Below are 25,386 nucleotides of genomic sequence, written 5' to 3' on the forward strand. Positions count from 1 at the left end.
ACTCACCACTGCAAGGCCAGCTTCGAGCCAGAATTAACCCATATCGTGAACCTGATGCATCACTAATTGATGCTGTGTAGAGTCTGGGATCATACAACACCACCACAGGTCTTCTTCATCAACATCAAATTTTCCAGCCCGATGGCGTGCCATATAAGGAGAACACGGGAATGGCCGTGAAACTACGTGACCATCAGATCGAGGCCCTTGCCGCCATTGTGCGCGGCCTCGACATCCCACCGGACGGCATTCCCTCTAGCGGTCTGCGCGGGCAGGTACACGCCGCATGCGGAACAGGAAAAACCCTCATCGCGGCAGCTTCGGCAAAGCGCATGGTGCCCAAGGGGCGCATTCTCGTCCTGGTGCCGACACTGGACCTTCTGACCCAGACCGCAGTTCTTCGAAGACCGCATGAACGTCGCCGGCAACTCGGTCTGGCGAGCTTGTGGTCGGCCGGCTCGCGCAGCATGACCGGCAGCGGCCATGCGCGGCCGGCGGCGCGTACGCGCGGTGATCGACGGGACCGCCACGGCACGAATTGAGGGAGTAGCAGGAATTCTCCGAATTCCCTGGAGGGGAAAGAGAGTTGAAAGCGGATTCCGTGAAGGACTAAAGTCCACGGAATCCGGGAAGGGTTGAGCCATCCGGGCCCAACCCAACCGGACCGGCACGGGAGTGAGGAACCCGAGGGCGGCACCCTCACCCCGCTCCCGCTCGCACCCAACCTGACAACCCGCCAAGAGCGCGCTACGCGCGGCCAGGAGGACGACGGTGCCCGACGGACGCCCCTTCTTCGTCATCGGACAGTGGTCCGGACCCGACCTCACGGTCTGGCAGATCCAGCAGGCGCCCGATGACCCGGACGAGCTGAACGAGGCCTACGAGGAGATCCGTTGGGACGCCCACGACGCAGACGGAAGCGTCGAGATTGTCTACACGGCCAGCGCCACGGAAGCCGAGGCCACCGCGCGCCGCGAGGCGGCAGAGACGGCCGAGCGGATCCGCCAGGCCCTGACACGCCAGCGGGAGCGGCGCAACGGCACTTCCCGCCGCCGCAGGAAGGTCCACCACCACTACAGGTAGCGCGCACCGCGGCCGCCCGCCGCGCGCGACCGCCGGGCGAAGGAGAACCGCCCCGTGGCCACGTTCACCCACATCACCCCCGCGCGCTGCGCCCAGCTGGGCAGCGCCCTCACCGCCGCCGGCCTCGCATGGGAAGACAACGGCAACGAGGACCGCCCCGAACTGCTCACGTACACCGTCACCGACGCGCACGGCCGGCGCTGGACCATCTCCCCGGCCACCGGTAACCAAATCGTCCCGGCCCGCGAGCCTGTGGCAGGCCACATACACGCAGCCGTTCCACCACAGCCCCGTCATGTCCGCCCGGACCGTCGTCGCGCACATACGGGGCTTCCCCGCCTGAGCAGCGCCCCGGGAACACCTACCGCCCCGTGGAGCCAAGAAGTCGAAGGAGTGAGCACCCCGTCATGCCGCCAGAGTTGACCACACAGGAACAGTTCAACGCATTCGCCGACGAGATCGCGCGGGCACTGGGCACCCACTGCCGCACCGCCCCCGACACCAAGAACACCCACATGCTGGCACGGCTCATCATCGACGGCGACGGACGCGCCCTCAGCCTGCGACAGCACGACTCCTCAAGGTCTATGCAGAACTGCCGGACGACTCCGAGATCCCGACTCCGCGGATCGGCGTCACAGCGAGCAGCGCCCGTCACGTCGCGCGGGAGATCACCCGCCGCCTCTACCCGAAGCACGCCGAGGCATCACAACGCGCCGCCGAACTCACCGCCCGGAAGGAAACCGAGACCCGCGACCGCCGCGCCGTGACCCAGGCCGTGGCCCTCGCCCTTCCCGGAGCGCGTATCGAGGAGAACTCGCGCACTACGCGGGTGGTCTGGCAGCACCCCTGCCCGCCGGACGGCGACAGTCCCGCTCAGCCCGACAGCGCGTGCGTCTACGTCGGACCGTCGGGAGAAAGGGTCAGCGTCGAGGTGTCCGCCCATCCTCAGGGGGTCGTCGCCATGCTGACTGCCCTCGCCGCCGTGCAACAGGACTAGAAGACGCAGGTCAGAGACCGGGTTCACACCCGCATAGTTTCATCTATTATGGATCTATTCGGGGGTCGGTCGCCCCCAGTACCCCAGGAGACGCCATGCTCGAATCGCTGTTCCGCGCCCTGCTCCCTCCCATGATCCGGCTGACCGCTCGCGGGCTCACCACAGGCACCAGGCCACTGCCGCCGACCGCCGCCGCCGTATTCGGCCCCGACCTCACGGCGGAGCAGGCCACCACCTACAACCGCGACCGCGTGGCCACCGCCACCGCGCTTGCTCTGTACCGCAGCGGCCAGAAGGCCGAGACGCTGAGCGATGACGCACTCGACAGCGCCGTGCGCGCCCTGAAGTTCCCCTACTCCCGCCCGAGCGCAGAGACCCGCGCCGCCATCCGCGCCGCCCTCGGCGCACTGGAAGCCGATCCGGCCATCACTCTCTTCTGACCTCCGACCGGCGCCCTACCCAGGGGCTCCCCCGCAGACCGCCCGGCGGCAGGACATGCGACCGCGCCACGGCGCACCGACTCGCTTCCTGCCGCCGGGCCCGGCACCACCGAACAGGCAGACGCACGAGGCCGATTGCACGCCGCACCCCGAACCGGAGGAACCCCGTGACCGCCCCTACGCTCACGACCAACGACGTCACGGTCACGACGGACCACGCCGGCCGTCCGTACGCCGTCATCCCCGACGACATCGCCCGCCCGCTCGCCATCACCTCGCTCAACGGCATCGACCCCGAGGCGCGCGGCATCTTCTTCGAGTCCGACCCGCACCCGGCCGACTCCTGGGCCGCGACCACCGTGCGCACCATCTTCGAGGCCCTGCTCGCCTCACCGCTCGCTCACGAGGACGTCCACACCTGGGGCCTTGGCCAGTACCGGGAGTTCGACGGCGGCACCTTCTACGGATTCATCGTCGGCGAGAGCGGCTGGGACCCCGAGGCCCGTTGGTGGCACGACCAGGAACGGACCAGCGACTTGTGCGTCCGCGGCACCGCATCCATCGCGCCCGCATGCCGCCGAGCGTTCGCCGGGACCTGCACCTTCTGACCGCCGCGCCACCCACACCCGACACGCGCCCACCCACAGGGCGGCCGTCAGCCCGTCCAGGCGCCCCGTCCCGCCCCGCAGGAGAGCCAGCCATGAGCGCGGCCCCGCCCAACCAGCCCCGCGCGTGGATTCCCTCCGAGGACTTCACGGAGCCGTGCGAGTCCTGCGGCGCGCCCGCCGAGCAGCTGTGCCGACCGTACTGCGACACCGGATACACCGCCGAAGACGCGCGGCTGGACAACGAGCGCCGCGAGCAGCAGCGCCCGCCCACCGGTTGAGTCCTTGGACCATCCACGGCGCGCCGGTCCCGCCGGCGCACTGTGGAGGGCCCCCGACCGTCGCCCGCGACGTCGCCGAGCTCCTCCAGGCCCGAGCCGAGCAAGCACACCGCCCCGACACGGCCGCTCCGAACGCCTACCGCCCACCTTGCCCCAGGAGAGATACCTCCGTGTTCCCCGAACCCGAACCCAGCGAGCACCTCCACCTGGACCCCCACCCCAGCTGTATCTGCACCCCGCTCCCCTGCCGCGGCTCCGTGCTGTCTCCGGGATGCCCCGCACACGGAATGCTCTCCGGCCGCACCTTCACCTGGCACGACGCGCACGCGTGCCCCACTCGGCCCCGCCCCTGAGACCCCGCGAAGGGACCCCCGCCGTGTCCGACCTCATGCCCCTGCTCGCCGCCGCGGACCTTTCCGGGCTCGCCGACCGCGAAGGCACCTGGTTCGCCACCAGCCGCAGCCGTGTCTTCCTCCGCCGCTACGCCCGGCACGGCGACTTCGTCCGCGCCGCCGTACGGTCCGGCAACAGCCAAGACCGCGCCGCCCTGCTCACCTTCCACCCCGACGCGTACCCGCTCGCCCCGGCGTGGCTGGCCGCCATCGCCAAGGCCGCCCCGGAGACCGCCGACCACCGACACCCGTCCGCATCCACGGGATCGGTGCGACTGCTCGCCCGGATGACGCCGGACCACCGCAACGGCATCCCGCGCCTGCGGGACGGATCGGTCGGCTGGAGCATCCCCGGCGCCGCCGCCCGCGTCTGGCCCAACGGCCGCCTCGAGCTGCGCAGCACCACCGGCCCGGTCCTGGCCGGACAACTGGAAGGCTCGCAGTGGGACCACTTCCAGGTCGCCGCCGTCGCCGACGCCGGCCTGCGCCTGCTCTGCGCACCCGAAGCCCAGCACATGACCCGCACCGGCGAACCCTCCGGGTGGCACCGCCCCTACGACCGCCCCGGAAACACCAGCAACGGCCGTGAACGCAAAGGCGGCCAGATCTACGACGCTGCCACCACGTCGTCGTGCTCCTGCGGCTGGAGCACGACCTCACCCTCCCAACTCGGCGCCCGCGCCATGGCCGAACAGCACCGGCGCGAAGCCACCAGCAAGCCGCCCGCAGCCGACCCACCACCGGACGCGTAGCCGAGCTCGCACCGCCCCGGGACGCCCGCCGCGCCCGCGCACCGCACCGCCCACCAGGCGCCGGGGCCCCGCCGTATCTCCCCACCGCCCGAGGAGAGTCCGTCATGATCGCGTGGAGGGCGCGGTCGCGACGGACTGGCCCTGCGCGACGACCGCTGCCGTAGCTGCCACCCCTACCGCCTCCTCGACGAAACCCGCCCCGCCTCACGGCGGTTCACACAGCTGGTGATCTCCCTGCCGACCGGAAAGGGCGGGCCGTTCGAGGCGTACCCGGTGGGCGAGCCGGAGGGGCCGGACTACGACGAGCGGCGACCTGCTCTGCACACGAGCCGCGGGCAGGAGTCGCTGTTCACCCTCCGGCGTGGCTGGGCCCCAGTGCTGGCCCGGCTGCGGAGCACGCCTTCGGGCGAGCCGCCGCTGACCACGACCGCCCGCCGCTTGGTCGAGGAGTTCATCCGCGATCGACCGGGGCAACGGCTGGACTCAAGAAGAACACCCGCACGCTCGCCATCCTGCTGTACTGGCTCGGCGCCGACACGGCGGTCTTCGAGCGCGACGTGTATGACCTCGCCCGGATCGACGTGAACCTCGCGGCCAAGCCCGTCTGCCAGTTCCTGGGCGCTCGCGGCATGCTGGTGGAGGATCCCGCCCTGCACCGGGACGCGGATCAGGTGTGGATCGAGTCGGCCCTGGCCGCGCTGCCGGAGCCGGTCGCGAGCGAAGTACGCACCTGGGTGAAGGCCCTGCGCGAGCAGGGCCCGCGAGGGCGAGCCGCGCGGGTACGACGGCATCCGCCACTGCCTCAGCAACCTCCAGCCCGTCCTCACTGCCTGGACCACGACCGCCGGCGTGACCTCGCTGAGGGAGATCACCAAGGACCAGGTGGAGAACGCCGTGGACGGGTGACCGGCTACGCCCGCCGTGGGCTGGCCACGGCCATGCGCAGCCTCTTCCGCGCGCTGAAGCGTGAACGCGTGATCTTCCGCAACCCGGCCCGGGACCTCCCGGTCGGCGACATCAAGGGCATCCCGAAGTCCATTCCCTCTGACCTCCTGATGGGGCTGCTCGACCAAGCGACGACCGTTGTGGCCCTCGCCGCCGTCCACGCGCTGCCCGGCAAGGAGATCCAGACCCTGCACACCACGGGCCTGGATCTCTCCCGGGGCACCCTCGAAGTCCGGCGCGGTCTGTTGCGGCACACCCGCTACCTGGAGGAGCTCACCCACCAACTCGCCGCCGACTGGACGACCTACCGCCACCACCGCTGGCCAGCCTCGTCCAACCCCCACCTGCTGGTCAGCCAGAAGAGCGCGGTCGACCCCGACCACCCGGCCGTCAGCATCGGCACCCTGAGCGGAGCCCTTCCCCGCGGGCTGACACTGAGCGGCCTGAGACAAGACCGCATCCTCAACGAAGCAGCCGAAAGCGCCGACCCGCTCAGGCTGATGCGGCTGTTCGGCATCACCGAGCAGACCGCCATGCGTTTCGTCACCGCCGCCCACCCCGAACGAACCGCCAAGCTGCCCAGGTAGCCCGCCTGGTTCAGCTCTGGAGGGTGGCGAGCCAGCCAGTCACCAGGCGGTTGACCTCGCCGGGGCGCTCCTGCTGGATCCAGTGGCCGCAGCCGTCCAAGAGGTGTGAGGCCGACAGGCCGGGGAGGGTGGTGGGGTAAGCGTCGATGGCGTCGGACATCCAGGTGGTGGAGGCGTCCAGGGCGCCGCCGATGAACAGGGACGGCTGCTTGATCGGGGCTCCGCGGTGCGGGGCGAGGTCTTCCCAGTCTCGGTCCATGTTTCGGTAGCGGTTGAGTGCGCCGGTGATCCCTGTGCGCTCGAACTCCCCGGCGTAGACGTCGAGGTCGTCCTCGCTCAGCCAGGCCGGGAGGACCCCCGTGAGGAAGCGGTCGCGCAGCCGGCCGCCGCCGCGGGCTACGAAGTGCGGGTCGGGCTCGCCCTGGGCGGGCATGGTGTCGGCGGACAGGGCCGCGTAGAAGCCCGCGAGCCAGCCCCGGACGTCGGGCTCGATCTCCGCCTCGGCGCGGCCGGGCTCCTGGAAGTAGGAGACGTAGAACTCCTGCTCGGGGCCGCCGATCTGGCCGAAGATGTCGGTGGGGCGGGGGCCGCCGGGCGGCGCGTAGGGGACGCTCAGCAGGCCGACGGCGCGGAAGACCTCGGGGTGGAGCAGGGCGGAGGCGGCGGCGATGTTGGAGCCCCAGTCGTGGCCGACGATCACCGCGTTCTCCTCGCCGAGGGCGTGCACGGCGGCGACGTTGTCCTCCACCAGGTCGAGCATCCGGTAGGCGCCGGTCGCCTCCGGCTTGGAGGAGCGGCCGTAGCCGCGCACGTCGATCGCCACCGCGCGGTGGCCGGCCGCGGCGAGGGCCGGGAGCTGGCGGCGCCAGGAGTACCAGGACTCGGGGAAGCCGTGCACGAGCAGGACCAGCGGGCCGGTGCCCTGCTCGACCAGGTGCAGGCGCCCGGCCGGGGCCTCGACGGTGCGGTGGCGGAGCTCGGCGGTCGGCTCGGGCTGCATGGGCTTCTCCTCGGATCGCGGGTGGACGCGGCGACCCATCGATCATGCGGTGCGGCACCCGCCCGACGCGATCAGCCTTGCCATTCGGGCAAAATCGCAGGACAGAGTGGTGGAGCGGCACGGCTAGAGGGAGCGGGATAGGTGGCAGTCGACGACGTGGACGGCACGCTGGCCGCGATGGGGCCCCGGTTGCGGGCCGCGCGCGAGCACCACGGCGCGACGCTCGCCGGTGTCAGCTGCGCGACTGGCATCTCGACCAGCACGCTGTCCCGGATCGAGACCGGCCGGCGCAAGCCCACCCTGGAGGTGCTGCTGCACCTGTCGAAGGAGTACGGCGTCTCCCTGGACGAGATGGCTGGCACCGCACCCGCCCCCACGGCCGAGCCGCGCGCTACGGCGCCGCTGAGCTTCGGCGACGACAAGGCGGTGCTGCCGTTGACCCGGTACGTCGGCGGCCTGCACGCACACAAGCACGTCCTGCCCGCCCTCGAGAACCCGCCCGCGCGGCCCCGTCAGGTCTCCCACGACGGCCACGAGTGGCTGTGCGTCCTGTACGGGCGGCTGTGGCTCGCGCTCGGCGACCAAGACCTCATCCTGACCCCCGGGCACGTCGCCGAGTTCGACACCCGCACCCCGCACGGGGTGGCGAACGCCAGCCCCGGCGGTCCGGTCGAGTACCTGATCATGTTCGGACCGCAGGGTGAGCGCCTACGGCCGCGCACCCCTGCAGCCGCTGGTCGCGGGAGCCGCCAGCCGAATCGCGCCCAGGCTGGCCGCGAAGAACAGCCGTAGGATCCGGAACTCGCTCCGACAAGACAGCGAAATCACGACCTGCACGTAGGTTCCCGGCCAAGGGCCGCCCAGATTCCTGGAACTCGCGCGCTACCTCCCGCACCGCACAGAAGATCCGCCGCCAGGAACCGGGCCACCGGTATACCCAGGAGCAGCTCATCGCGCTCGGAGCTCCGCGGCCGCGGCCCGGGGCCGACCCCGCCCTGTGGCTGCGCGAGGCCCTGGCTGCAGTTGGCACCCGCAACGTCCCTCACCGCGGCGCCCACCGCTGGCTCTTCCGCCTCGGCCGCACCCCGGCTCGGTCTGCCAGCACAACGACCCCACCCCAAGCAGCCCGACCTCGAGCACGTCGTTTCCTGAACGCCTCGTGTCGCAGCCCTGAGGTCTGTGCCCGCCCGCACGTCCCTCTCGCCGCCCCGTTCGGCAGACCGTCTGAAAGGCATACTGAGTGTTATGGCCACCGTCACTGAGCTCCTTCTGCAGCTCGCCGCCGAGTCCGCAACGTCCGCGGATGCACGGCTGCGGCGGCTGCTGTACGAGGGCAACGCTCTTTACCACCAGGGGCTTGAGGAGGCACGCAGCGAGCTTTCGGATCGCTCCCTCGAGCTGTCCACCAACCAGCTGTGCCTGGACAGCGAGCAGGCCGGCTTCCCCGGTGCCGAGAATCGGGAGGAGGCGTTGAGCCGGCTGGCTCTGGCCTCGTGGCAGCACACGCCGGGTGCGATGGCGTTCGAGGAACTGGCTGCACATGCTGCGCGCCAGGGTGTCTGCCTCCTCGAAGAGACGTATTAACGCGCCACAGCCGTCGGGAATGGTTGCGCCAGCCGCTGGACACCCCTCCGGAATTGCCGCCATTATGGGTTTTGGGCCGGAGGGGCCGGCCCGTCTCGCTCAGAAGGATGCGACCACCGTGGCCGGCAAGCCGAAGAAGCAGGACCCCGTCGACTCCAAGGAGCTCGGCGTGGAACTCGGTCTCAGCGTCGGTCGCATCAACTCGCTCTACGCCGACCGCGCCGACAACGGATTTCCTGAGCACGTCGACATGCGCGGCCGCGCGAGGCTGTGGGACCGCGCCGCGGTCTGTGCCTGGTACGAGAGCAGGGAACCCTCGCGCCTGCAGCAGCACTCGCTGGCCGGCGGCGATCCGGATGAGCTCCTGAACGCCGCCGAAGTCGCGAAGGCGCTCGGCTACAAGAACCGCAGTCAGATCACCACCTACCAGATCGAGCATCCGGGCTACTTCCCCGAGCCCGATCAGGTGGAGGAGCTCGGCACCTACAAGCGGCAGAAGTGGCGCCGGCAGACCATCGCCAACTGGCTCGCCACCCGGCCGGGCAAAGGCAAGCGGACCGGCGTAACCCGTCAGGCACCGCCCCTGCCCGACGTACCGGCGAACGGCGACCCCGGCGAACTACTGGCAGGAACCCAGGCCGCGGCGCTGCTCGGCTTCAAGAGTCTCAACTCGTTCAGCAGTTCACTTTCCCAGGGCAACCTTCCGCTCCTGGAGGAGACCGACGGGGTCACCGACCGGGGGAAGCGGGCATGGACGCGCCGGCGCATCCTCGAGCAGAAGGCGCAGCGCGGCTGACGAGGCAGGTACGTACACCGCTTCCACAATCGCGGTTTTCGGGTATGGGGCTCGTTGTCCCCGCTTGGGCCCGGAAACTGCACGATGGCCGGTATGACGCGGCTCGCCACCACGTCCCACGCCGGGCTTCAACCCGGCGCGAACCGGCCATCGCTCACGGAGCCCCGCCCAACCGGGCGGGGCTCCACCTGTTGAGCATGCGACTGCTTGGAGGACCATCTCGTCCACGCCTGTCAGCCAGCGCTGCCGCATCTTGACGATGGCCAGCTCGAAGGAGCCCTCCCAATCGCGGGGCACCTCGATCTCGACGAGCCCAAGGTCCGTCAGCACCGTCTTGGACCGGGTGCCGTTACGGGAGTTGCCGCCGTCCTTGCCGGCCGGATCATGCTTGCCATAGCCGAGATGGTCGGTGATCTCGCCCTCCAGGGCGGCCTCCAGAACCTTCTTCGTCATCTGCCGCAGCAGCCCGCCCCCACCGGTCAGCCGCAGCCCCTCGTTGCGGACCTGCCCGCCGAGCTGGTCGATCAGTTTCTGCCCGACCGTCGCGGCCTCCGGCGACGGATCCGCCTGGTCATCGGTGGCCACGAACTCGGTCACGGTGCCAGTCACTTGATGTCTCTTCCATGATCATCAATTGCACCGGTGCGCGTACAGACCCTGGTGGTGCGTGAAGCAGAAATACGGATGCGCATGGTCGAAGGGCTCTCGCGCGATGGCCACTGGCAAGCTTCGAGCATCTGATGGCGCTGCTGGCGACGCACGCAGTGGCCGCGGGCCTGAAGGAGGCGCGCATCTACGCGGCCGCCCTGCGTGAGCAGATCCTGCACCAGGTGACCGGTCACGGACTGGACGCCGGCAAGGGCGGCGAGCATCTGTGGATGGACGCGACGATGGCAGGCGCGCGTTTCGGACCACCGGGATCGTAACCACGGAAGGCGGAGCCGGCCTCCTGAGGTACTGGGTGCCGATCATGTACCTGGCGAGGCTCGCCAAAGCCCACCTCGGTCTGGGTGACGTCGACGCCGCCGCGGCCACCGCACACGACGGTCTCGTTGTGTGCGCCGCTATGACCAAGCGGTACGGCACATTGGCGGCAAACTGTGGCGTTGGGCTCGGACGAGATTTTGACCGTCATCCGCGCTGGGCAGGGGTCACCATTCACGCGTCGCTGACACGTCCCCCTACCCTCCCGAGCCTCGCGAGCGTGCGGTGTGCATGGTCACGCTTCGGTGTCCCCGACACGCTCGCGCTCCGCAACGCCCGGCGCAATCCTCGACGCATGGCCTCCACAGCCTTCGCCCTGATGCTCGGGCTCTCCTTGGTCACCGGTCCGACCGTGCGGCGACTATCGCCGACTACGAAATGGTCGTGCCCTAGGCCGCATCGCCCTCGCGCTTGCTGCAGCCGGAGGCATAGCATCCCTTCCGAAGATGAAGGCGACATAGGGGGCATACGGCTCATCGTGGAGGCCGGTACTGAGAGCAGTCAGACTCCGCGGATCCGCACCCCGGCAGGGTGAGGCACAGTTCGGCGGTGCTGCGGATACTCGGTGTTGTGAACAAGTACGGACAGCTCGCCGACTTCCTCCAGGCACGCCGTGGCCTTCTGCACCCCGAGGACGTCGGGTTGCAGACCTACGGCGAGCGGCGCCGGGTGCCGGGGTTGCGGCGGGAAGAGCTGGCGATGCTCGCGGGCATCAGCGCGCCCTATTACGCCCGGCTTGAGCAGGGCCAGTCGCGCAACGCCTCGCGCGAGGTGCTCGACGCGATCGCAACTGCCCTGCGGCTGGATGAGTCCGAGCGGGCCCATCTGCACGAACTCGCCCGTGCGCCGAAGCGCGGCAGAGCCGCTCCTCGTCCTCGTCCCGAGCGGATCACCCCGGCTACCAGTGCGTTGCTGTCAGCTCTCGAGGGCACACCCGCCATCGTCATGGGCCGCCGTAGTGACGTCCTGGCCTGGAACACGCAGGGACACGCGCTGTTCGCCGGCCATGTCGACCGGGACAGCCCCGCTGAACCGGGCGGTCGGCCGAACATGGCGAAGCTGGTGTTCCTGGACGCGCACACCCGGGACCTCTATACCGATTGGCCCGCCAAGGCCAGGGCCGTGGTCGGCAACCTGCGACTGACGGCCGGCCGGTATCCGGAGGACCCACTGCTGGCCGGACTCATCGGCGAACTGAGCATGCGCAGCACGGAGTTTGCGGGCATGTGGGCCGATCACCGGATTCTGGCCTGCGACGTCGCCGACTACGAGATGCACCATCCCACGGTCGGGGCCCTGAGCGTCACCCAGCAGACACTGCAGAGTCCGCAAGGAGACGGGCCAGCCGTGGTGATCGCCACAGCCACTCCGGGATCCCCCTCCGCGACAGCCATCAGTCTCCTCGCCCACGGGGGCCGGCCGAGCGAGACAGCCCAAACCCGCAGGGCCGCCCAATCCCGCCCCTCCTGACCTGAGAAGCCCCTCCTCAAGCTCCTTTAACGGCCGAGGACGCTCTGAGCGCACGTAATTGGCGCCGCATCCCACCTGCATCTGCCGGGCTCCAAATACCTCCCGGCCCATCCCCTGGCCGCGGCATGTCCGCATGCCTGAAAACAAAGAAGGAACCCATGCGCAAGCGAAACAGCCTCCTCGCAACGACCGCGGTGATGGCCGCGGCGGCCCTCGCGGTGGCCTTCCCGGCCGACGCCACCCCGGCGGCCCCGAAGCCCCTGAGTCACGTTCGGATCACGAACCACTTCGACCTGGCCGCGGGGCAGATGCCCGAGAACATCGCGCTGCTGCCCGACGGCAAGGCCAACGTGACCTTCGCAGGCAGCCGCCAGATCGCCCAGATCACCCCAGGGGGCAGCACCCGCGTCCTGGCGACCCTGCCCGCACCCGCCGACGGCGGAGTCAACACCCCCGCCCTCGGATTCCCCCTCACCACCGGCATCGTCCAGGCTCCGGACGGAAGCACGTACGCGCTGTACGCGACTGGCACCGCCGACCTGACGGGCCTGTGGCGGCTGACCCCCGGCACGGCGCCGAAGCGCATCGCGGCACTGCCCGCGAACGGCCTGCCCAACGGTCTGGCGCTCGACCCGCACAGCAAGCAGCTCTACCTCACCGACTCGGTGCTCGGCACCGTATGGACCGTCCCCCTTTCCGGGGGCAGGCCCTCCGCCTGGTCCACCGCGCCCGAGCTCGCTGCGACCGGCTTCCTCGGAGCCAACGGCGCGAAGGTGCACGACGGCGCGCTCTGGGTGAGCAACCTCGACAAGGGCACCCTCGTGCGCATCCCGATCCGTTACGGAAACCGGGCGGGCATTCCGCAGGTGAAGGCAACCGGCCTGGCCGGTATCGACGACTTCGCCTTCACCGGGCGCGGCAACGAGGTGCTCGCCACCCTCGACGCCCCCAACAAGGTCGTACTCATCCAGCCCGACGGCACCAGCACCACCGTTCTGGACACCGGCGACGGACTGCAGAATCCCACATCCGTCGCACTGCGCGGCAACGAGGTGTACGTCCTCAACGCCGCCTACACCACGGCCAAGGACCCCAACCTCCTGCTCGCCCGCCTGCAGGACCAGCGCTAGATCCAGATCGGCTCCGGGCCGCCTTGGCACGACTGCACGAGAAGAACGACAGATACAGGAGCAGCGTTCATGAGCGACATCACTCTCGGCGACGTCGAGGTGACCACGGCGACCCGCTCCCACCCACAACCGGTGCGGCTCATCGAGGCCTATCGCACAGCACGGCCCGAAGCATCCTTCGGCGGGCTGCGGGCCGCCGTCATGGGCGATGCCGCGTTCGGCGCGGGCAGCAGGGCACTGGCCGACGCGCACGCCGCCCACCTTCAGTCCCGCACCTACAGCTACGAGTTCGCGTGGAGCTCCCAGGCCGTGGGAGGAGATCTCGGCGCCGCCCACACGATGGAACTTCCCTTCGTCTTCGACCGCACCCATCTCCCCCAACTGCACGGCCCTCACGGCCTGCTCGGACCGAAGCGGCCTCCCGCAGATCTCGCCTCCCGCATGCATAGGGCATGGGTCCGGTTCGCCCGGACAGGCGACCCCGGCTAGGAGCCGTACACCAACGAACGCCGAACCACCATGCGCATCGATGGCAAGTGGACCCAGGTCGAGGACCCCCGCAGTCAGGAACGACGAGCCTGGGCCTGAGTACGGACGGCTCATCCAGCGCTCGGAGCCGCTGATCACCTGGCGGCCATCACCCTCATGTCCAGCCGAAGCTTCCGCAGAAGCGGACGGCCGGCCTCCTGCGAGGCTCAGCGCGACTGATCATCCCGGTCCTGACGGTCCGCAGTCCCGCCAAGAGGTCGCGAGGCACTCGAAACCGGCTTCATTGGCGCACCACCGCCCCGGCTCCTGCTGGTCCCATCGGGCTGTGTTGGTGCCGGTGGGCGTCCGTCACGTGCACAGGCCGTGCGGGACCTCTACGCCCCTTGTGCGGGGTGGCGTAGCCCGTGGCCTCCATGTGCGGCACAGCTTTGCCCGCAGCTCCATCGGCGGATTGACTTCTAAGCTAAGCGTGATAGCTTTTAGCTAACAACGTTAGCCACTGAGCCAGCAGGCCACATGGGGGTAGTCGTGACGGAGTTCCTGAACGTCGAAGGCGGGACCATCGCGTACGAGGTGAGCGGCGTCGCCGGGCCGCTGGTGGTGGTCGCCCACGGCATGGGCGACAGCCGCGACGCCTACCGGTTCTTCACCCCCGCCCTGGTGGAAGCCGGGTACCGCGTCGCCGCGGTGGACCTGCGCGGTCACGGTGAGTCCAGCGTCGGGTGGGCGTCCTACACCCGCACCGACCTGGCGGGTGACCTGATCGCCCTGGTGAAGCACCTCGGTGAGCCTGCGGTGCTCGTCGGCCACTCCATCGCCGGCGGTGCGGTGACGATCGCCGCGGCCAAGGCCCCGGAGCTCATCACCGCAGTGGTCGAACTCGCGCCCTTCACCCGCAAGCAGGAGGTCCGGCTCGGTGACCTGCGGGTGGCCGGCTACCGCCGCGGCGTGACCCATCTCATGGGCACCACCATCCTGGGCAGCACCCGGCAGTGGGCCAAGTACCTGGACGTCGCCTACCCCGGCAACAAGCCTGCGGACTTCGACACGCGCATGGGGCAGATCACCGCGATGCTTCAGGAGCCCGGCCGGATGAAGGTCCTGCAGGCGATGGGCAAGATCTCCCCCGCCGACGCCGGTGAGCAACTGGGCAATGTCACCTGCCCGGTACTCATCGTGCAGGGCACTCTCGATCCCGACTGGGCCTCGCCGCAGGCCGAGGGAGAGGCGATCGTCGCCGACCTGCCGACCGGTCTGGGCCGGCTGGAGATGATCGAGGGCGCCGGTCACTACCCGCACGTCCAGTTCCCACAGCAGACCCTCGCCGCGGTCCTGACCTTCCTGGCCGGCGTCGGTGCCTAGGGCAGGCCTGGACGCGGCCACGATCGTCGCCGCCGGCGCCGAGCTCGCCGACGAGATCGGCTTCAGCGAGCTGACCATGGGACGGCTGGCCGAGCGACTCGGGGTGCGCGCCCCCTCTCTCTACAAGCACATCGCCGGCCAGGACGACCTCCACCGGCGCATCGCGGGGCTCGCCTTCGACGAGGCCGCCGTCGCGATCGGCACGGCCATCCAGGGCCGCGCCGGGCGCGACGCCCTGGCCGCCGCTGCCAGCGCGCTCCGCGACTTCGTGCTCACCCACCCCGGCCGCTACGCGGCCACCCTCGGTCTCACGCCGACCGGTCCCGACGACCCGGTCATGCTCGCCGGCAGACGAGGAATCGGACCCTTCGAAGCAGTGCTGCGGGGATACGACATCCCCCCGCAGGAGATGACCCACGCGCTGCGGGCGGTGCGCAGCGTCTTCCACGGCTTCGCCCACCTGCAGGCATCCGGCGGATTCCAGTGGTCCACCGACGTCGGCGAAAGCTTCGAGTATCTCATCGACCTCGTCGACCGTGGCCTTCGCTCCACCGCCGCCGAAGACTCCACCGATCATCACCGGTAGACAGCATGCTCGCCGGACCGCCAGCCCCCTTCCCCGCCCCCGCCAGAAGTGGAACCCGTCATGGACGCAGTGCTCACCGCCGTCATCGACATCGACGCCACCGCGGAAGAGGTGTGGAACGTCCTCACCGACTTCGCCACCTGGGGCGAGTGGAGCAACTTCTCCGCAGCCGAGGGAACCGCTCACGTGGGAAGCAAGCTCACCATGCGCATGCCGGGCATGACCTTCAAGCCCACGGTCACCGTCGCGACTCCGGGCCAGGAGCTGCGGTGGGCCGGTACGCTCGGCACGAAGCGGCTCTTCCACGGCCAGCACTCCTTCATCCTTACCCCCAACCACGACGGCACCACCCGCCTGACCAACCGCGAGGAATTCTCCGGAGCCTTGGTCACCCTGACCCGGCGGTTGCTGAAAACGCCCGAGCACGACGGGTACGCCGCGTTCAACACGGGCCTCAAGCAGCGAGTGGAAAGCAACACCGAGCACAGAGCACGGTGACGAGGTTCTCGCCACCGCGATCCGGCCGGCTCCTGCACCACTGCGACGTCGCCGCGATCAACGGGCCCAGCTACCGACTCAAGAACCGCCTCAAGGCCATCGAACGGGACACCAACGTGGCCTGACCGTCAAGCGCTACGCGCGGACCCGGGAACCCGAAAACTTGCGCCGAGCCCCTCGCTACCGGCCCACCCTGGTCGACCCCTACCGGGAACATCTTCGCCAGCGCCGTTCGGAAGACCCGGCCGGGCCGAGTGGGCCGGTACCCGCGCACTCGCGGAGCTGCAAGCGCGCCTGTACGGGGTCCGCCGGTTCGAGGTGGTCCGCGCGTCGGGCCCCGATCTCCTGTCCAGGCCGCGGAAGCCGAGGTCCGCGAGGGCGCCGAGGCCGGCGGCGCGCAGGTGGGCCAGGATGTGGTTGTGGCGGGCGGCGGTGATGTCGTGGGTGCGGCCGGGCCGAGCGGCGGATATCCAGATCAGGCGGCCGCGTTCGTCGGTAAAGGCGAGAAAGTGCAGGCCGTGATGGTGGTGTTTGCCGGAGTAGTTCCGCCGGTTGGCCTTGCCGGTGCGACGTTGGGTGGGGATGAGGGTGCCGTCGATCAGGACCACCTCCCCGCCCTGCTTGGCGACCTTCTTCAGGGCGCGGTCCAGGCGCGGTGCCTGGGCTGCGAGCAGGGTGATCAGCTCGTCGCGCCAACGGCGCACGGTGGACTCGGACACGTTGTTGCCGCCGGCCATGTCGGCCAGGCGCTGATCGTGCCGCAGCACGGCCAGGACGATCACCACGATGCGGCCGGGCGGCAGGATCCGCCACCTGGACCGTATCTCCTTCTGATGGCGGCGCAGCAGACCGGCGAGGTGGTTGACGGTGTGCGTGGACAGAGGCAGACGGCACTCGTAGACAAGCGTGCTCGAGTCCTCGGCACGTCCTTTGGTTTTCGGCACACAATTCCAACGGCCGCCGGGGGCACCGCGGTTACCATCGCGCCGGACTGCTCCGGGCGACAGCGTCCCGGTCACAGGCGGGTGGTGAACCGGCCGTCGGGCAGGTTGCGCAGCCAGCCGCGATCAACGAGCCCGACCAGTCTCCCGCGCAGCGGTTCCAGCTTGGCCCGCACGCTGACGTCGACTCCCGGCATCTCGCCGACATGCCGGGCCATGACGGGTCCGGCAGCCTGCCGCACAGCGGCGAGGATGCGCTGATAGTCCGGCGGGAGCATGGTCTCCTCCAGGCCAGGCTCGCGGTGCGGAATCAGCATCACCGACCGTCCACCTGCCCGGGCATCGGCGCGGCTGAGGCGCGCTCGTCGGCGAGTTGTTCGCTCACCCGCTCCAGGACCCGCTCGGCGCCGGCAAGTTCGTCCCGCTCGGCCCGCACCTCCGCCAACTGCTTGGCCAGCTGTTCTTCGAGCTCGTCCAGTTCCGCACCGCGCGGTGATCCGTTCCAACAGCTGGGGATCCATGCACTGGATCGTAGGAGGCCACCCGGCCTCAGCGAGCGGGAACCGCAGAGCTGCCCACTCCTACTCGGCGGCCTCCCGCACGTCCCTCACCCGCGCTGGCTGTCGGCGCCCTCGCGTCGCCGTCGATTCACGTAGCGGTACAGGCCGTCCCCCAACGCCATCCTGCCGCCGAGAAAGCGACCTGGATTGGCCAGCAGGTTCCGTCGGCCTCGACGTCGGAACGACGGTGAAGGCGCCCCACACCGGATCGTCCACCCGGCGCCCTTGAAGGGCGAGTGCCGTACGCCGGGCCGCATCCATGCTGGAGACGTCATGCTTCGTGATCGGGGTCGAGCACCACCATAAACCTGTTGCCTTCCGGATCCGTCATAAGCGCGTGCACGCAATCGTGAGGTTCCACGAGAGAGGCGCCCTTGGCGATCAGCGTCTGAACCTGTTCGGCGATCGTTCCGACAAGGACGGTGACGACCGGTAGCACAGCCGGAGATTCCGCTTCGCCAACGCTGTACCCACCCCAACCCGGGATGCCGCCCCAGAACCTGATCATTTTCTCTGGGTCTACTGCTTCAAAATGAACGTGCATGCTGCTGTCTCACTTTCATCTGTGCGACCGAAGCCGAAAACGGCCTACCGAATCAATCCGGCAGGCCGTTATGGGTGAACGGACTTCAGCAGTCGATCACGGTGTTGTGCGTGTCTGCGATTCCGGGTTCGCTGAAGCGTCCGTGGTACTCGACCTGCAAGGTCACCTGAGTGTTGTACGTCTCCCTTTCGCCATCATGCACGCACGTGAGCCCTGGAGTGGTGTAGCGCCCGCTGCACCTCGCCCACCCGCTGTCCTTGTGCTTCACCGCGCGCCAGTACCCGTCGCGCACGTACTCCTGAAGATCGACCTGGACCCGGCACTGGTCGGGTGCCGGAGTTGAGCAACCCGTGTAATGGCCCTGGGCGTACAGCGGGCCGCCATGGGTGACCTGGAACGGTTTCTCACCCTGGAACGTGCACCACACGGGAAAGGCAGCAGTCCTCGCGACGGCCCTTCCCGTGCTGCCGCTCGGATCAGCCGACGCCGCGGCAGCCGGCACCAGCAGGGCCCCCGCCGCGAGAAGCGGGACGATAAAACGCGCCTTCACTTTTCCCCTAAGAAAAATCGAATGCATGTCGCATCATCGACCAGCCTCATAGGTTCACAGGCGCCACACAAGACCCGCGGCGCGAACTTCCCGCTGTTTGTCCGGTTCCCAGTCGTGGAATTGACCGTTCCCTCCCATCCGCTGGCAGCGGGCCGGTAGAAAACGACGAAGCCCCCGCCGGCCCAGAGGCTGACAGGGGCTGCCTGTGCGGTCTAGTGATCACAGATGCACGTGCGGATCACCTCGTTCCGCTCCTACGCCTGCTCGGGCGTCGACTTGTTTCGGGCCGTTGGTGAACGCCTCGACCGTCCGCTCCAAGGCGTCCGGACGGTTCAGCCGCTGAGCGTGATCCGGGGACGCCTCAGGCGTCTGCTCCCCCCGCTCTGGGCGTTCGGCCGAACCGGTGTCGGTGCTGGTCCCGGCGTACAACGATGCCAAGTGCATCGAGAACCTTGCTCTCGTCCGAGCAATAGACGACAGCGGCGCTGCCATCGGGCTGGAACGTGACCTGGCGGTCGAAGTAGCGGGTGGTCCCCGGCTGGTCCGCGTGGTCGTGTACCACCTGTTCGGCTGGGCCTGGCGGCGAAGCAGCCACCGAATTGGCAACAGCGTGAGGAAAGCAGCCGGGGCCCAGTCAACCGCTGACAGACGATCTACTCCACAGACTCCCGACCCATGACCAGCGTAAGCACGCTGAGTACCGGTCACACCAGCTCTTTGACCTGCGACTTCAAGTTGGCGGAGGCTCACTGAGCTCTTTCCAACCTCCCATGCCAGCTGGACAGTTGGGATGACAGACAGATGAAACCCCTGGTAGACGGGTTTTCGACCAAGAGAACCGTCTCCACCAGGGGCTTCGCATGCTTGTCTACCCGTCCGGCATCGACGTGTCCAGCTCTGCCCTGCGCTTCCTCGCCGCCCGCCTGAGGGAACACCGCCGTGCTCTCGGAACCCGATGGCGGCGCCTGAACGCAGGCCGACAGGCCCTGCTCACCCTCGCCCACCTGCGTAACGGCCAGCCCTACGCCCAGCTCGCGGCCGGATTCGGGATCGGCACGACCACCGCCTACCGATACATCACCGAGGCCGTCAACCTCCTGGCCGCCCTCGCCCCCACCTTCACCGAAGTCGTACGAGCGGCGTCGACGAAGGCGTACGTGATCCTGGACGGGACGCTCCTACCCATCGACCGAATCGCCGCCGACCGCCCGTTCTACTCGGGCAAACACAAGAAGCACGGCATGAACGTGCAGGTCATAGCCGATCCGAAGGGTCGTCTGATGTGGGCTTCACCAGCCTTGGCCGGCGCCGTCCACGACGTCAGAGCCGCGCGCGAGCACAGCATCATCGAGGCCCTCGCCGAGGCCAGCATCACCTGCTGGGCAGACAAGGGCTACCAGGGCGCAGGCGGCACGGTCCGTCTCCCCTACCGCGGCCGATGGGACAGCCTCTCCACCGGCCAGCAGGCCGTCAACCGGTCCCATGCGAAGATCCGTGCACTGGTCGAGCAGGCCATCGCCACCCTCAAGTCCTGGCGCCTCCTCCGTAAACTCCGTTGCTCGACGACCCGGATCACGAGCCTCGTCCAAGCCGTCCTGGTCCTCCAGCTCGCTGCCACGGGCTGAGATCAACCCGCAGCATTCACCAGATCCGTCAATTCGGCCTCGGTCGTCCCGGCCCGCAGACGGACGTCGAAGTTGTAACCCTCGTCGCAAAACACCAGGTCAAGGTCTGTGGGTACCAGCCTGCGGAAGACGATCGCCAACCAGATGGCGTCTTCCTGCCAGACGTCCATGTACAGGCAGGTACCGTCCTCGTGCAGATACGCCTCACCTGGGCCGTTCCCCGTCTTGAACTGCCATATGAGGCTGCGCACTTCGCTGTGGTGCATCGAGTCGATCTCGACCTCAGACCACCGGGCACGGATCGCGTCTGTCAGCGCACCCCGATCGATGTGCCATCCGCCCGCATCACCCTCGACCACCGCCAAGAACGTCATAGCCAGGGTCTACCAGATGTCCGTGACACAGCCCCGATCGGCTGTCGCCTGAAGTTGGAATGGGCTCACTGTGTCGTCCTTCCTTGGCTCGTCATGCGGAGGTGCACGTCGCACAGCGCCCATCGCCGTCGGGGTGCGCGCGCCTGCGGGTGGGGCCCGGTCAGGTGCGGCACAGGGGCCAGTCGAGGCAGGCGGGGCAGAGGTCCTGGCCGTGGGCTTTGCCAGGCCTGCCGCAGCCGGCGCACTCGGTCAGTGCTCTGAAGGTGAGGGCTTGGCTGACCGTTCGCGGCTGGTGTGACGCCTGGTCGCTGTCCGGCTGTCCGGGCATGGGGGCGGCCGCTGTCCAGGCTGGTGGTGGGGGAAGGGCAGCGGCGACTCGGATCCGGGCGCTCACGATGGCGCCCACCGACGTGTGGATGTCGTCGGGCAGTGGCCGGCCGGTGACGACGTGCTCGATTTGGGAGGGGCTCCAGCCCAGGCCCAGCATCTGGGTCACTGTCGCTCCCTGGTCGACGAGGGTCGGTCCGGTGAGGAGGTAGAGAGTGCCGTGCTCCGATCGACAGCAGTACGGCGATGCCCGGTGAGAGCTGGCCGAGGGGTGGCTTTTCGTCCCGGTGTCCGGGGTTGGGCGTGGCGTGTCCTCCTCGCGCGTGCTCGCGCGCGCTCGCGATGGAGGGACGGACGGATCCGGTGTTCTGCTCGATGGTCTTCTTGCTCCTGGTGTTCTTTGGGGCACTGCCGCCCAGTGATGGATGGTCCTGTGGTGGATTTCCCGATCCTGGTGGTGGCCTGCGGGTCTTCTGTCGGGTTGGCGGCGTGGGGGATGCGGATACCCCGACGAGGTCGTCGAGGGGAGCGGGCATGTCGGTGATCGCGTAGACGGCCTCGGCGAGGGTGCCGTCCTCCCGGCGTGTTCGCTCCCGGGTGAGGTAGCCGAATCGCTCCAGCTCCTTCAACCCGGTGGAGACCGCGCTGGTCCCCTCGGTGCCGCTGCGCGCGAGCATCGCCACCGTGACCCGCCAGCCGTCGCGGTGGGTGGAGATGAGTCCGAACAGGCCTTTGGCCTTGAAGGAGATCCGTGGGTCACGAAAGTGCGCGTTCGCGATCTGGGTGAACCGGTCTCCCGCCATCGCACCGCGCCTGATGCCGGCGCCGAACGCTTTCACCAGGTACCCCCGGAAGAGCGCTCCGGGACTCGACAGCCGACACGCGGCAGTCGGCTGGCGCAGGCGACGTGCCGTACTGCGGCGTTCAATTGGGTTGCTGAGTGCGCGAAGTCCATGTGTCGACCTCAGCGCGCCGGCCCCACCGATCTGGCACCTGCCAGACCCACCTGCGCATCACGATCCGGCGACAGCAGCAGTGGTGGACAGGAGGACCCTCCTGTCAGGCCGCGGCTCACCGTGCATCTGCCCGCGCGTTAGTCGGATTGAGAGTTGCGCACTGGGGATTCGAGGGTGCGCGATCAGGAGCCGGACGGTCCGCGAGTTCCATTCCCCCTCACGGACGCCCGGGTCCCGGGCCGGGTGCTCGCCGAGGCCGCGGAGACGGCGCACGCCGGCCGCGGGCCGAGGCCCCCGGCGATCCGGTCGATTTGGAGCCGGGCAGCCTGCCCGGGCCACGGCGTCGTGTCGGTCGGCGCGCTGTGCATGCTCGCAGGCCGCCGCGCCACGCGTGCCGTGGAGGGGTTCGAGGGAACGGCGACCAGGAGCTCGGGGAGCTACTCCAAATGCCGGGTGGCCCGTTCGACGCAGCCAGCACAGTGCGGGGGCCCCAGGTGACGGGGACGTCGTGTGCGGTGCCGGCGGCCTTGAGGAGGTGCTCGGCCCTGCGCCAAGCGGTGTTGCAGACGCCGAAACAGGGGGCGGGACAGCGGGGCGAGGGGTAGGCGAACGGCCCCGCCGGGCTCGGAGAGCGGGCCGTTCACTGTGACGCGATCTGCAGGCACAAGCAGACGCTGCGATCTCGCATCACAAGTCGCAGGAAACGCAAGGAAAGTGAGACAGATGGGGTGTCTGTCGCGCGGCCTCGCTACTCGGCGAGGCCCCACTCCTTCAGCAGCCTTTCAGTGAAGGGGTGTTCCTGCTTTCCGGGAGGGGCGCACTCCGGGCAGAGGCTGACGGGCCTGGTGCCAGACCAGCCCCGGAGTCCTTGGAAACAGGTCACGCCCGCACAGGTGTCACTCTCTCGCCTCAGGCGACGGACCTCGGCTTCCGCCACAGCGCGCAGGCGTGCGGCTTCCCGGCCCCAGGCGTCGCGCACCTTGGTGCACTCGTCCGGGTCCCAGTACATGTCCTCGAAGACGTCCGGGTCGCCGAACAGTCCTTTCAGGATGTCTTCCGTCACGACGTCGTACCAGCCTGCGGCGAGCGCTGCCTTGACCAGGTCGTCAGCCTCGGTGCTGCCTCCGGCGTTGGCCCGGTCCTCCCTGTGGGTATCGGACCGATCGTGCGCCCAGGCTCGAGCCATGTCCACGAGGTCGATCGCGCTGCATCGGGCGAGGTGCTCTTCGCAGTGGGTGAACGTGGGGTGGCCGGGGGTGCTGATGCACTCGGAGATCTCGCAAAGGGGCCAGGTGTTCCCTTGGCTGAGGAGCCAGAAGCGTCGCCGCCCGCATGTCAGGACGACGCCCCCTGCCGGGTCGGCGGACTCCACGGTGAGCCTCGCCTCGCGACCGTCCTTCGACAGGAGGCCGGCCAACTCCAGCACCGCACCGTAGGGGACGACCGTTCCGAGGAGCTTCGACTCGAAAGCTGCAGGCGCGTACTCGGGCGGCCAGTCCGCCCAGTCGGAGCGAACGGGCGGGAGGGAGGCGCATTCCGCGAGAAGCGCGCCCAGTTGAAGGCCGACGGGTGCTGCAGCGGCCATCTCACGGGCTACTGCTGTGTAGCGCCGCCCGGAGGCTCGCGCAGCCTCGCGGATGGCGGCCTTGCGCTTCTTGTCCTGCGTCACGGCGGGTCCTTCCGCAGCACGCCCACGCCCATGCCGCAGCAAGGAAAACGATCACGAGTGAAGGGAAAACGCGAGTCTGGGACCCTTGCCCGCTACCCGGCCGCGTGGGAGCTGTGCCGGGAGGAGGTCTGGCAGACGCCGCTGCCGCGAGCAGAGAGTAGCGCACCCTCGGATCCCACGCGGACGGATCGGCCAGTTGCTCACCGGCGGGCCGGTCTGCGGTCGGTGCTGCGCCCGCAGTTGACGGCACCGGCGTCAGGTGCGCTGGGCCTTGATCGCCTTCCCGGCGGCCGGGAGTCGAGGCGCGCACTTGGTCTTGCCGTCGTCTGCGGGGAGGTCTTTCACGAGCTGGGCGACGACCGGGTAGACGTCCTGATGCTCGTGAGTGGCGTCCACCAACTCCGTGGCCGTGTTCGTGGCCGTGAACTCGAGGCCCAGGGCGTCGTCGGAACAGCGGGCCCGGAGCTTGTCGACGAGCGCCTGGACGTCGGCGCGCGAGTGCCGGTGGTGGTCGACGTTGTACAGGTAGCCGGTGGGGTCGCTGCTCCAGGTGGGGGTCGGCGCGGCCGACGCGGACTTCGTGTGGTCGCTGCCCGACGAACAGGCCGTGAGCGCCACCAGGGCTGCTGCGGATACGGCGATGGCACGGACGAGGTTACGCATGGGGCCCCCTGGGTGTGTACGGCAAGGGGAGCATCCTGCCGCGCCGTCGGGTGATCTTTCAGCGGTATCCGCAGAGTCGCCCGGCCGGGGGCATCACGCAGCGGCTTGCGGAGCGATATCGGTGAGCGTCGCTCGGGCGGTGGCCGCGTAGGTGGCCGACTGCTCGATGCCGACGGACCCGCGGCCCTCGAGGAGCGCTGCGGCGCCGGTTGGCTTTGTTCACGAGAACCTCTCGTGAACAAGGCCAGCGGCGGCACCGGAATTGCGCACCGTGCCCGTTGCGGAAGCCGCTCGACCAGTCGCCGCCGCGGCATGGTCGCGCAATGTCGCGCACTGGCCGGCCGCACGCTACGCAATGCGCAGGGCTGCATCCGTTCGCGTTTCGAGCTTGCGAACGCTGCCTCGCACAACTTGATGGACGTCGTTGCCGATCAGGCGGACTTGTGGCGGGCGCCGCCCTCGATGTGGATCGTCTCTCCGGAGACAAAGCCCGCACGCAGGAGCCACATCACCGTGTCGACGACATCGTCGGCCTCGCCGTGGCGTCCGACGAAGGTCCCGGCCGCACTCTTGCTCAACAAACCGGTCTTGTTGTCACCAAGGCGATCCCATGCGCCCGAGTCCACGACACCAGGCGAGACGGCGTTGACCCGTACCGGCGCCAGATCCGCCGCCAGGTGGCGCGTGGCGTACTCGACCGCACCGTTCGTGACGCCCTTGACGAGTGATCCCGGCCCTGGGCGCCAGCCGACAACACCGGAGAACAGCACCATCGACCCGGTCGGCCGCAGTACCGACGCGAAGTGCTTGGCCACCAGCATCGGGCCGACCACCTTCGCCGTGAACGCGGCCAGCAGCTTGTCGCGATCCAGCTCGGTCGCGCGAACATCGTGCGGCGCCGAACCCGTCGTCACGATGTGGTCGATTCCGTCCTTCAGCCGTTCCGCCGCGGCCGCGAGCGTCGACTCGTCCTGCAGATCGACCCGCACCGCGGTGGCGCCGATCTCGCGCGCCAGCAGGTCGGCCGCAGCCAGATCGCGGGCACCGACAACAACCTCGTACCCGTCCTTCGCCGCACGCCTCGCGACAGCCGCGCCGAGCGCCCGTGCACCGCCGATGACCAGGATCCGTTCCATGTTTCTCGACTCCCTTTCGTAGGATCGAGCACTACGGTATGGATTTGATACCGGTAT

General features: G+C 69.1%; 28 protein-coding genes and 4 pseudogenes. 21 read left to right on the forward strand and 11 right to left on the reverse strand.

Annotated features, from left to right (window positions below; translation table 11 throughout):
- Positions 1 to 170: 170 nt before the first annotated feature.
- From ACFXGX_RS35735 to ACFXGX_RS35770, 8 genes and pseudogenes are all read left to right on the forward strand, one after another.
- A pseudogene (locus tag ACFXGX_RS35735) lies at positions 171 to 392 on the forward strand (DEAD/DEAH box helicase family protein); the annotation flags it as partial.
- A 379-nt stretch (positions 393 to 771) separates the two neighbouring features.
- Entirely contained in the window at positions 772 to 1,083 is a 312-nt protein-coding gene (locus ACFXGX_RS35740; protein ID WP_384800096.1) for a hypothetical protein, read from the forward strand.
- A 766-nt stretch (positions 1,084 to 1,849) separates the two neighbouring features.
- Positions 1,850 to 2,083, forward strand: a complete 234-nt coding sequence (locus ACFXGX_RS35745; RefSeq protein ID WP_384800099.1) for a hypothetical protein — start codon at positions 1,850 to 1,852, stop codon at positions 2,081 to 2,083.
- A 95-nt stretch (positions 2,084 to 2,178) separates the two neighbouring features.
- Positions 2,179 to 2,523 carry a hypothetical protein gene (locus tag ACFXGX_RS35750; protein WP_384800102.1) on the forward strand — a complete coding sequence of 115 codons (345 nt, stop codon included), beginning with the start codon at positions 2,179 to 2,181 and terminating at the stop codon, positions 2,521 to 2,523.
- Positions 2,524 to 2,690: 167 nt separating this feature from the next.
- Entirely contained in the window at positions 2,691 to 3,131 is a 441-nt protein-coding gene (locus ACFXGX_RS35755) for a hypothetical protein (protein WP_384800105.1), read from the forward strand.
- Between the two features lie 92 nt (positions 3,132 to 3,223).
- Positions 3,224 to 3,409: a hypothetical protein gene (locus ACFXGX_RS35760; protein WP_384800108.1), complete on the forward strand. Its 186-nt coding sequence runs from the start codon at positions 3,224 to 3,226 to the stop codon at positions 3,407 to 3,409.
- Between the two features lie 376 nt (positions 3,410 to 3,785).
- Positions 3,786 to 4,553 carry a hypothetical protein gene (locus ACFXGX_RS35765; RefSeq protein ID WP_384800111.1) on the forward strand — a complete coding sequence of 256 codons (768 nt, stop codon included), beginning with the start codon at positions 3,786 to 3,788 and terminating at the stop codon, positions 4,551 to 4,553.
- 557 nt (positions 4,554 to 5,110) lie between these two features.
- Entirely contained in the window at positions 5,111 to 6,085 is a 975-nt protein-coding gene (locus ACFXGX_RS35770; RefSeq protein WP_384800114.1) for a hypothetical protein, read from the forward strand.
- Positions 6,086 to 6,095: 10 nt separating this feature from the next.
- On the opposite strand, the gene ACFXGX_RS35775 is transcribed toward ACFXGX_RS35770, so the two are convergent.
- Positions 6,096 to 7,085, reverse strand: a complete 990-nt coding sequence (locus tag ACFXGX_RS35775) for an alpha/beta fold hydrolase (RefSeq protein ID WP_384800117.1) — start codon at positions 7,083 to 7,085, stop codon at positions 6,096 to 6,098.
- Between the two features lie 141 nt (positions 7,086 to 7,226).
- Here ACFXGX_RS35775 and ACFXGX_RS35780 point away from each other — a divergent pair, with 141 nt between their 5' ends.
- The 3 genes from ACFXGX_RS35780 to ACFXGX_RS35790 all read left to right on the forward strand — a co-directional run bounded on the left by ACFXGX_RS35780 (position 7,227) and on the right by ACFXGX_RS35790 (position 9,465).
- Positions 7,227 to 7,877, forward strand: a complete 651-nt coding sequence (locus tag ACFXGX_RS35780; protein WP_384800120.1) for a helix-turn-helix domain-containing protein — start codon at positions 7,227 to 7,229, stop codon at positions 7,875 to 7,877.
- A gap of 453 nt (positions 7,878 to 8,330) precedes the next feature.
- Entirely contained in the window at positions 8,331 to 8,669 is a 339-nt protein-coding gene (locus tag ACFXGX_RS35785; protein ID WP_384800123.1) for a hypothetical protein, read from the forward strand.
- 118 nt (positions 8,670 to 8,787) lie between these two features.
- Positions 8,788 to 9,465 carry a hypothetical protein gene (locus ACFXGX_RS35790; protein WP_384800125.1) on the forward strand — a complete coding sequence of 226 codons (678 nt, stop codon included), beginning with the start codon at positions 8,788 to 8,790 and terminating at the stop codon, positions 9,463 to 9,465.
- A gap of 198 nt (positions 9,466 to 9,663) precedes the next feature.
- On the opposite strand, the pseudogene ACFXGX_RS35795 reads toward ACFXGX_RS35790, so the two are convergent.
- Positions 9,664 to 9,993 (reverse strand): annotated as a pseudogene (locus ACFXGX_RS35795) (transposase); the annotation flags it as partial.
- Between the two features lie 212 nt (positions 9,994 to 10,205).
- On the opposite strand from ACFXGX_RS35795, the gene ACFXGX_RS35800 reads away from it, so the two are divergent.
- The 8 genes and pseudogenes from ACFXGX_RS35800 to ACFXGX_RS35835 form a co-directional block, all read left to right on the forward strand.
- Positions 10,206 to 10,391 carry a hypothetical protein gene (locus ACFXGX_RS35800; protein ID WP_384800128.1) on the forward strand — a complete coding sequence of 62 codons (186 nt, stop codon included), beginning with the start codon at positions 10,206 to 10,208 and terminating at the stop codon, positions 10,389 to 10,391.
- A 628-nt stretch (positions 10,392 to 11,019) separates the two neighbouring features.
- Complete coding sequence (locus ACFXGX_RS35805) at positions 11,020 to 11,919, forward strand: helix-turn-helix domain-containing protein (protein WP_384800186.1); 900 nt, start codon at positions 11,020 to 11,022, stop codon at positions 11,917 to 11,919.
- A 158-nt stretch (positions 11,920 to 12,077) separates the two neighbouring features.
- Positions 12,078 to 13,049: a hypothetical protein gene (locus ACFXGX_RS35810; RefSeq protein ID WP_384800130.1), complete on the forward strand. Its 972-nt coding sequence runs from the start codon at positions 12,078 to 12,080 to the stop codon at positions 13,047 to 13,049.
- A gap of 81 nt (positions 13,050 to 13,130) precedes the next feature.
- A pseudogene (locus ACFXGX_RS35815) lies at positions 13,131 to 13,637 on the forward strand (carboxylesterase family protein); the annotation flags it as partial.
- A 429-nt stretch (positions 13,638 to 14,066) separates the two neighbouring features.
- Positions 14,067 to 14,900: an alpha/beta fold hydrolase gene (locus tag ACFXGX_RS35820; protein ID WP_384800133.1), complete on the forward strand. Its 834-nt coding sequence runs from the start codon at positions 14,067 to 14,069 to the stop codon at positions 14,898 to 14,900.
- Between the two features lie 22 nt (positions 14,901 to 14,922).
- Positions 14,923 to 15,486 carry a TetR/AcrR family transcriptional regulator gene (locus ACFXGX_RS35825; RefSeq protein WP_384800190.1) on the forward strand — a complete coding sequence of 188 codons (564 nt, stop codon included), beginning with the start codon at positions 14,923 to 14,925 and terminating at the stop codon, positions 15,484 to 15,486.
- A 60-nt stretch (positions 15,487 to 15,546) separates the two neighbouring features.
- A complete protein-coding gene (locus ACFXGX_RS35830; protein WP_384800136.1) occupies positions 15,547 to 15,984 on the forward strand; it encodes an SRPBCC family protein in 438 nt (145 codons plus the stop codon).
- Positions 15,977 to 16,109, forward strand: a pseudogene (locus ACFXGX_RS35835) (ATP-binding protein); the annotation flags it as partial. The gene ACFXGX_RS35830 and the pseudogene ACFXGX_RS35835, both read left to right, overlap by 8 nt.
- A 3-nt stretch (positions 16,110 to 16,112) precedes the next feature.
- Here the strand turns inward: ACFXGX_RS35835 and ACFXGX_RS35840 are convergent.
- Both ACFXGX_RS35840 and ACFXGX_RS35845 read right to left on the reverse strand, forming a co-directional pair.
- The gene (locus ACFXGX_RS35840) at positions 16,113 to 16,928 is read right to left on the reverse strand and encodes a transposase family protein (RefSeq protein WP_384800138.1); all 816 of its coding nucleotides are present in this window, start codon (positions 16,926 to 16,928) and stop codon (positions 16,113 to 16,115) included.
- Between the two features lie 71 nt (positions 16,929 to 16,999).
- Positions 17,000 to 17,242, reverse strand: a complete 243-nt coding sequence (locus tag ACFXGX_RS35845; RefSeq protein WP_384800141.1) for a hypothetical protein — start codon at positions 17,240 to 17,242, stop codon at positions 17,000 to 17,002.
- A 56-nt stretch (positions 17,243 to 17,298) separates the two neighbouring features.
- Between ACFXGX_RS35845 and ACFXGX_RS35850 the strand changes: the two genes are divergently transcribed.
- On the forward strand, positions 17,299 to 17,421 hold the full coding sequence (locus ACFXGX_RS35850) for a hypothetical protein (RefSeq protein ID WP_384800144.1): 123 nt from the start codon (positions 17,299 to 17,301) through the stop codon (positions 17,419 to 17,421).
- 335 nt (positions 17,422 to 17,756) lie between these two features.
- Here the strand turns inward: ACFXGX_RS35850 and ACFXGX_RS35855 are convergent, their stop codons facing one another.
- Both ACFXGX_RS35855 and ACFXGX_RS35860 read right to left on the reverse strand, forming a co-directional pair.
- Positions 17,757 to 17,993, reverse strand: coding sequence for a VOC family protein (locus tag ACFXGX_RS35855; RefSeq protein WP_147474137.1), 237 nt, complete (start codon positions 17,991 to 17,993; stop codon positions 17,757 to 17,759).
- Between the two features lie 121 nt (positions 17,994 to 18,114).
- Positions 18,115 to 18,606: a hypothetical protein gene (locus ACFXGX_RS35860; protein ID WP_384800147.1), complete on the reverse strand. Its 492-nt coding sequence runs from the start codon at positions 18,604 to 18,606 to the stop codon at positions 18,115 to 18,117.
- A gap of 833 nt (positions 18,607 to 19,439) precedes the next feature.
- On the opposite strand from ACFXGX_RS35860, the gene ACFXGX_RS35865 reads away from it, so the two are divergent.
- The gene (locus ACFXGX_RS35865; RefSeq protein WP_384800150.1) at positions 19,440 to 20,204 is read left to right on the forward strand and encodes an IS5 family transposase; all 765 of its coding nucleotides are present in this window, start codon (positions 19,440 to 19,442) and stop codon (positions 20,202 to 20,204) included.
- A 2-nt stretch (positions 20,205 to 20,206) separates the two neighbouring features.
- Here the strand turns inward: ACFXGX_RS35865 and ACFXGX_RS35870 are convergent, their stop codons facing one another.
- The 5 genes from ACFXGX_RS35870 to ACFXGX_RS35890 form a co-directional block, all read right to left on the reverse strand.
- Positions 20,207 to 20,578: a hypothetical protein gene (locus ACFXGX_RS35870; protein ID WP_384800153.1), complete on the reverse strand. Its 372-nt coding sequence runs from the start codon at positions 20,576 to 20,578 to the stop codon at positions 20,207 to 20,209.
- Positions 20,579 to 20,738: 160 nt separating this feature from the next.
- The gene (locus ACFXGX_RS35875; RefSeq protein WP_384800156.1) at positions 20,739 to 21,074 is read right to left on the reverse strand and encodes a hypothetical protein; all 336 of its coding nucleotides are present in this window, start codon (positions 21,072 to 21,074) and stop codon (positions 20,739 to 20,741) included.
- A 1,535-nt stretch (positions 21,075 to 22,609) separates the two neighbouring features.
- Positions 22,610 to 23,530, reverse strand: a complete 921-nt coding sequence (locus ACFXGX_RS35880; RefSeq protein WP_384800159.1) for a hypothetical protein — start codon at positions 23,528 to 23,530, stop codon at positions 22,610 to 22,612.
- Positions 23,531 to 23,785: 255 nt separating this feature from the next.
- A complete protein-coding gene (locus ACFXGX_RS35885; protein ID WP_384800162.1) occupies positions 23,786 to 24,193 on the reverse strand; it encodes a hypothetical protein in 408 nt (135 codons plus the stop codon).
- A 431-nt stretch (positions 24,194 to 24,624) separates the two neighbouring features.
- Complete coding sequence (locus ACFXGX_RS35890) at positions 24,625 to 25,329, reverse strand: SDR family NAD(P)-dependent oxidoreductase (RefSeq protein ID WP_384800165.1); 705 nt, start codon at positions 25,327 to 25,329, stop codon at positions 24,625 to 24,627.
- Between the last annotated feature and the right edge of the window lie 57 nt (positions 25,330 to 25,386).

It is taken from the genome of Streptomyces sp. NPDC059371 (genome assembly GCF_042751995.1).
GTDB lineage: Bacteria > Actinomycetota > Actinomycetes > Streptomycetales > Streptomycetaceae > Streptomyces.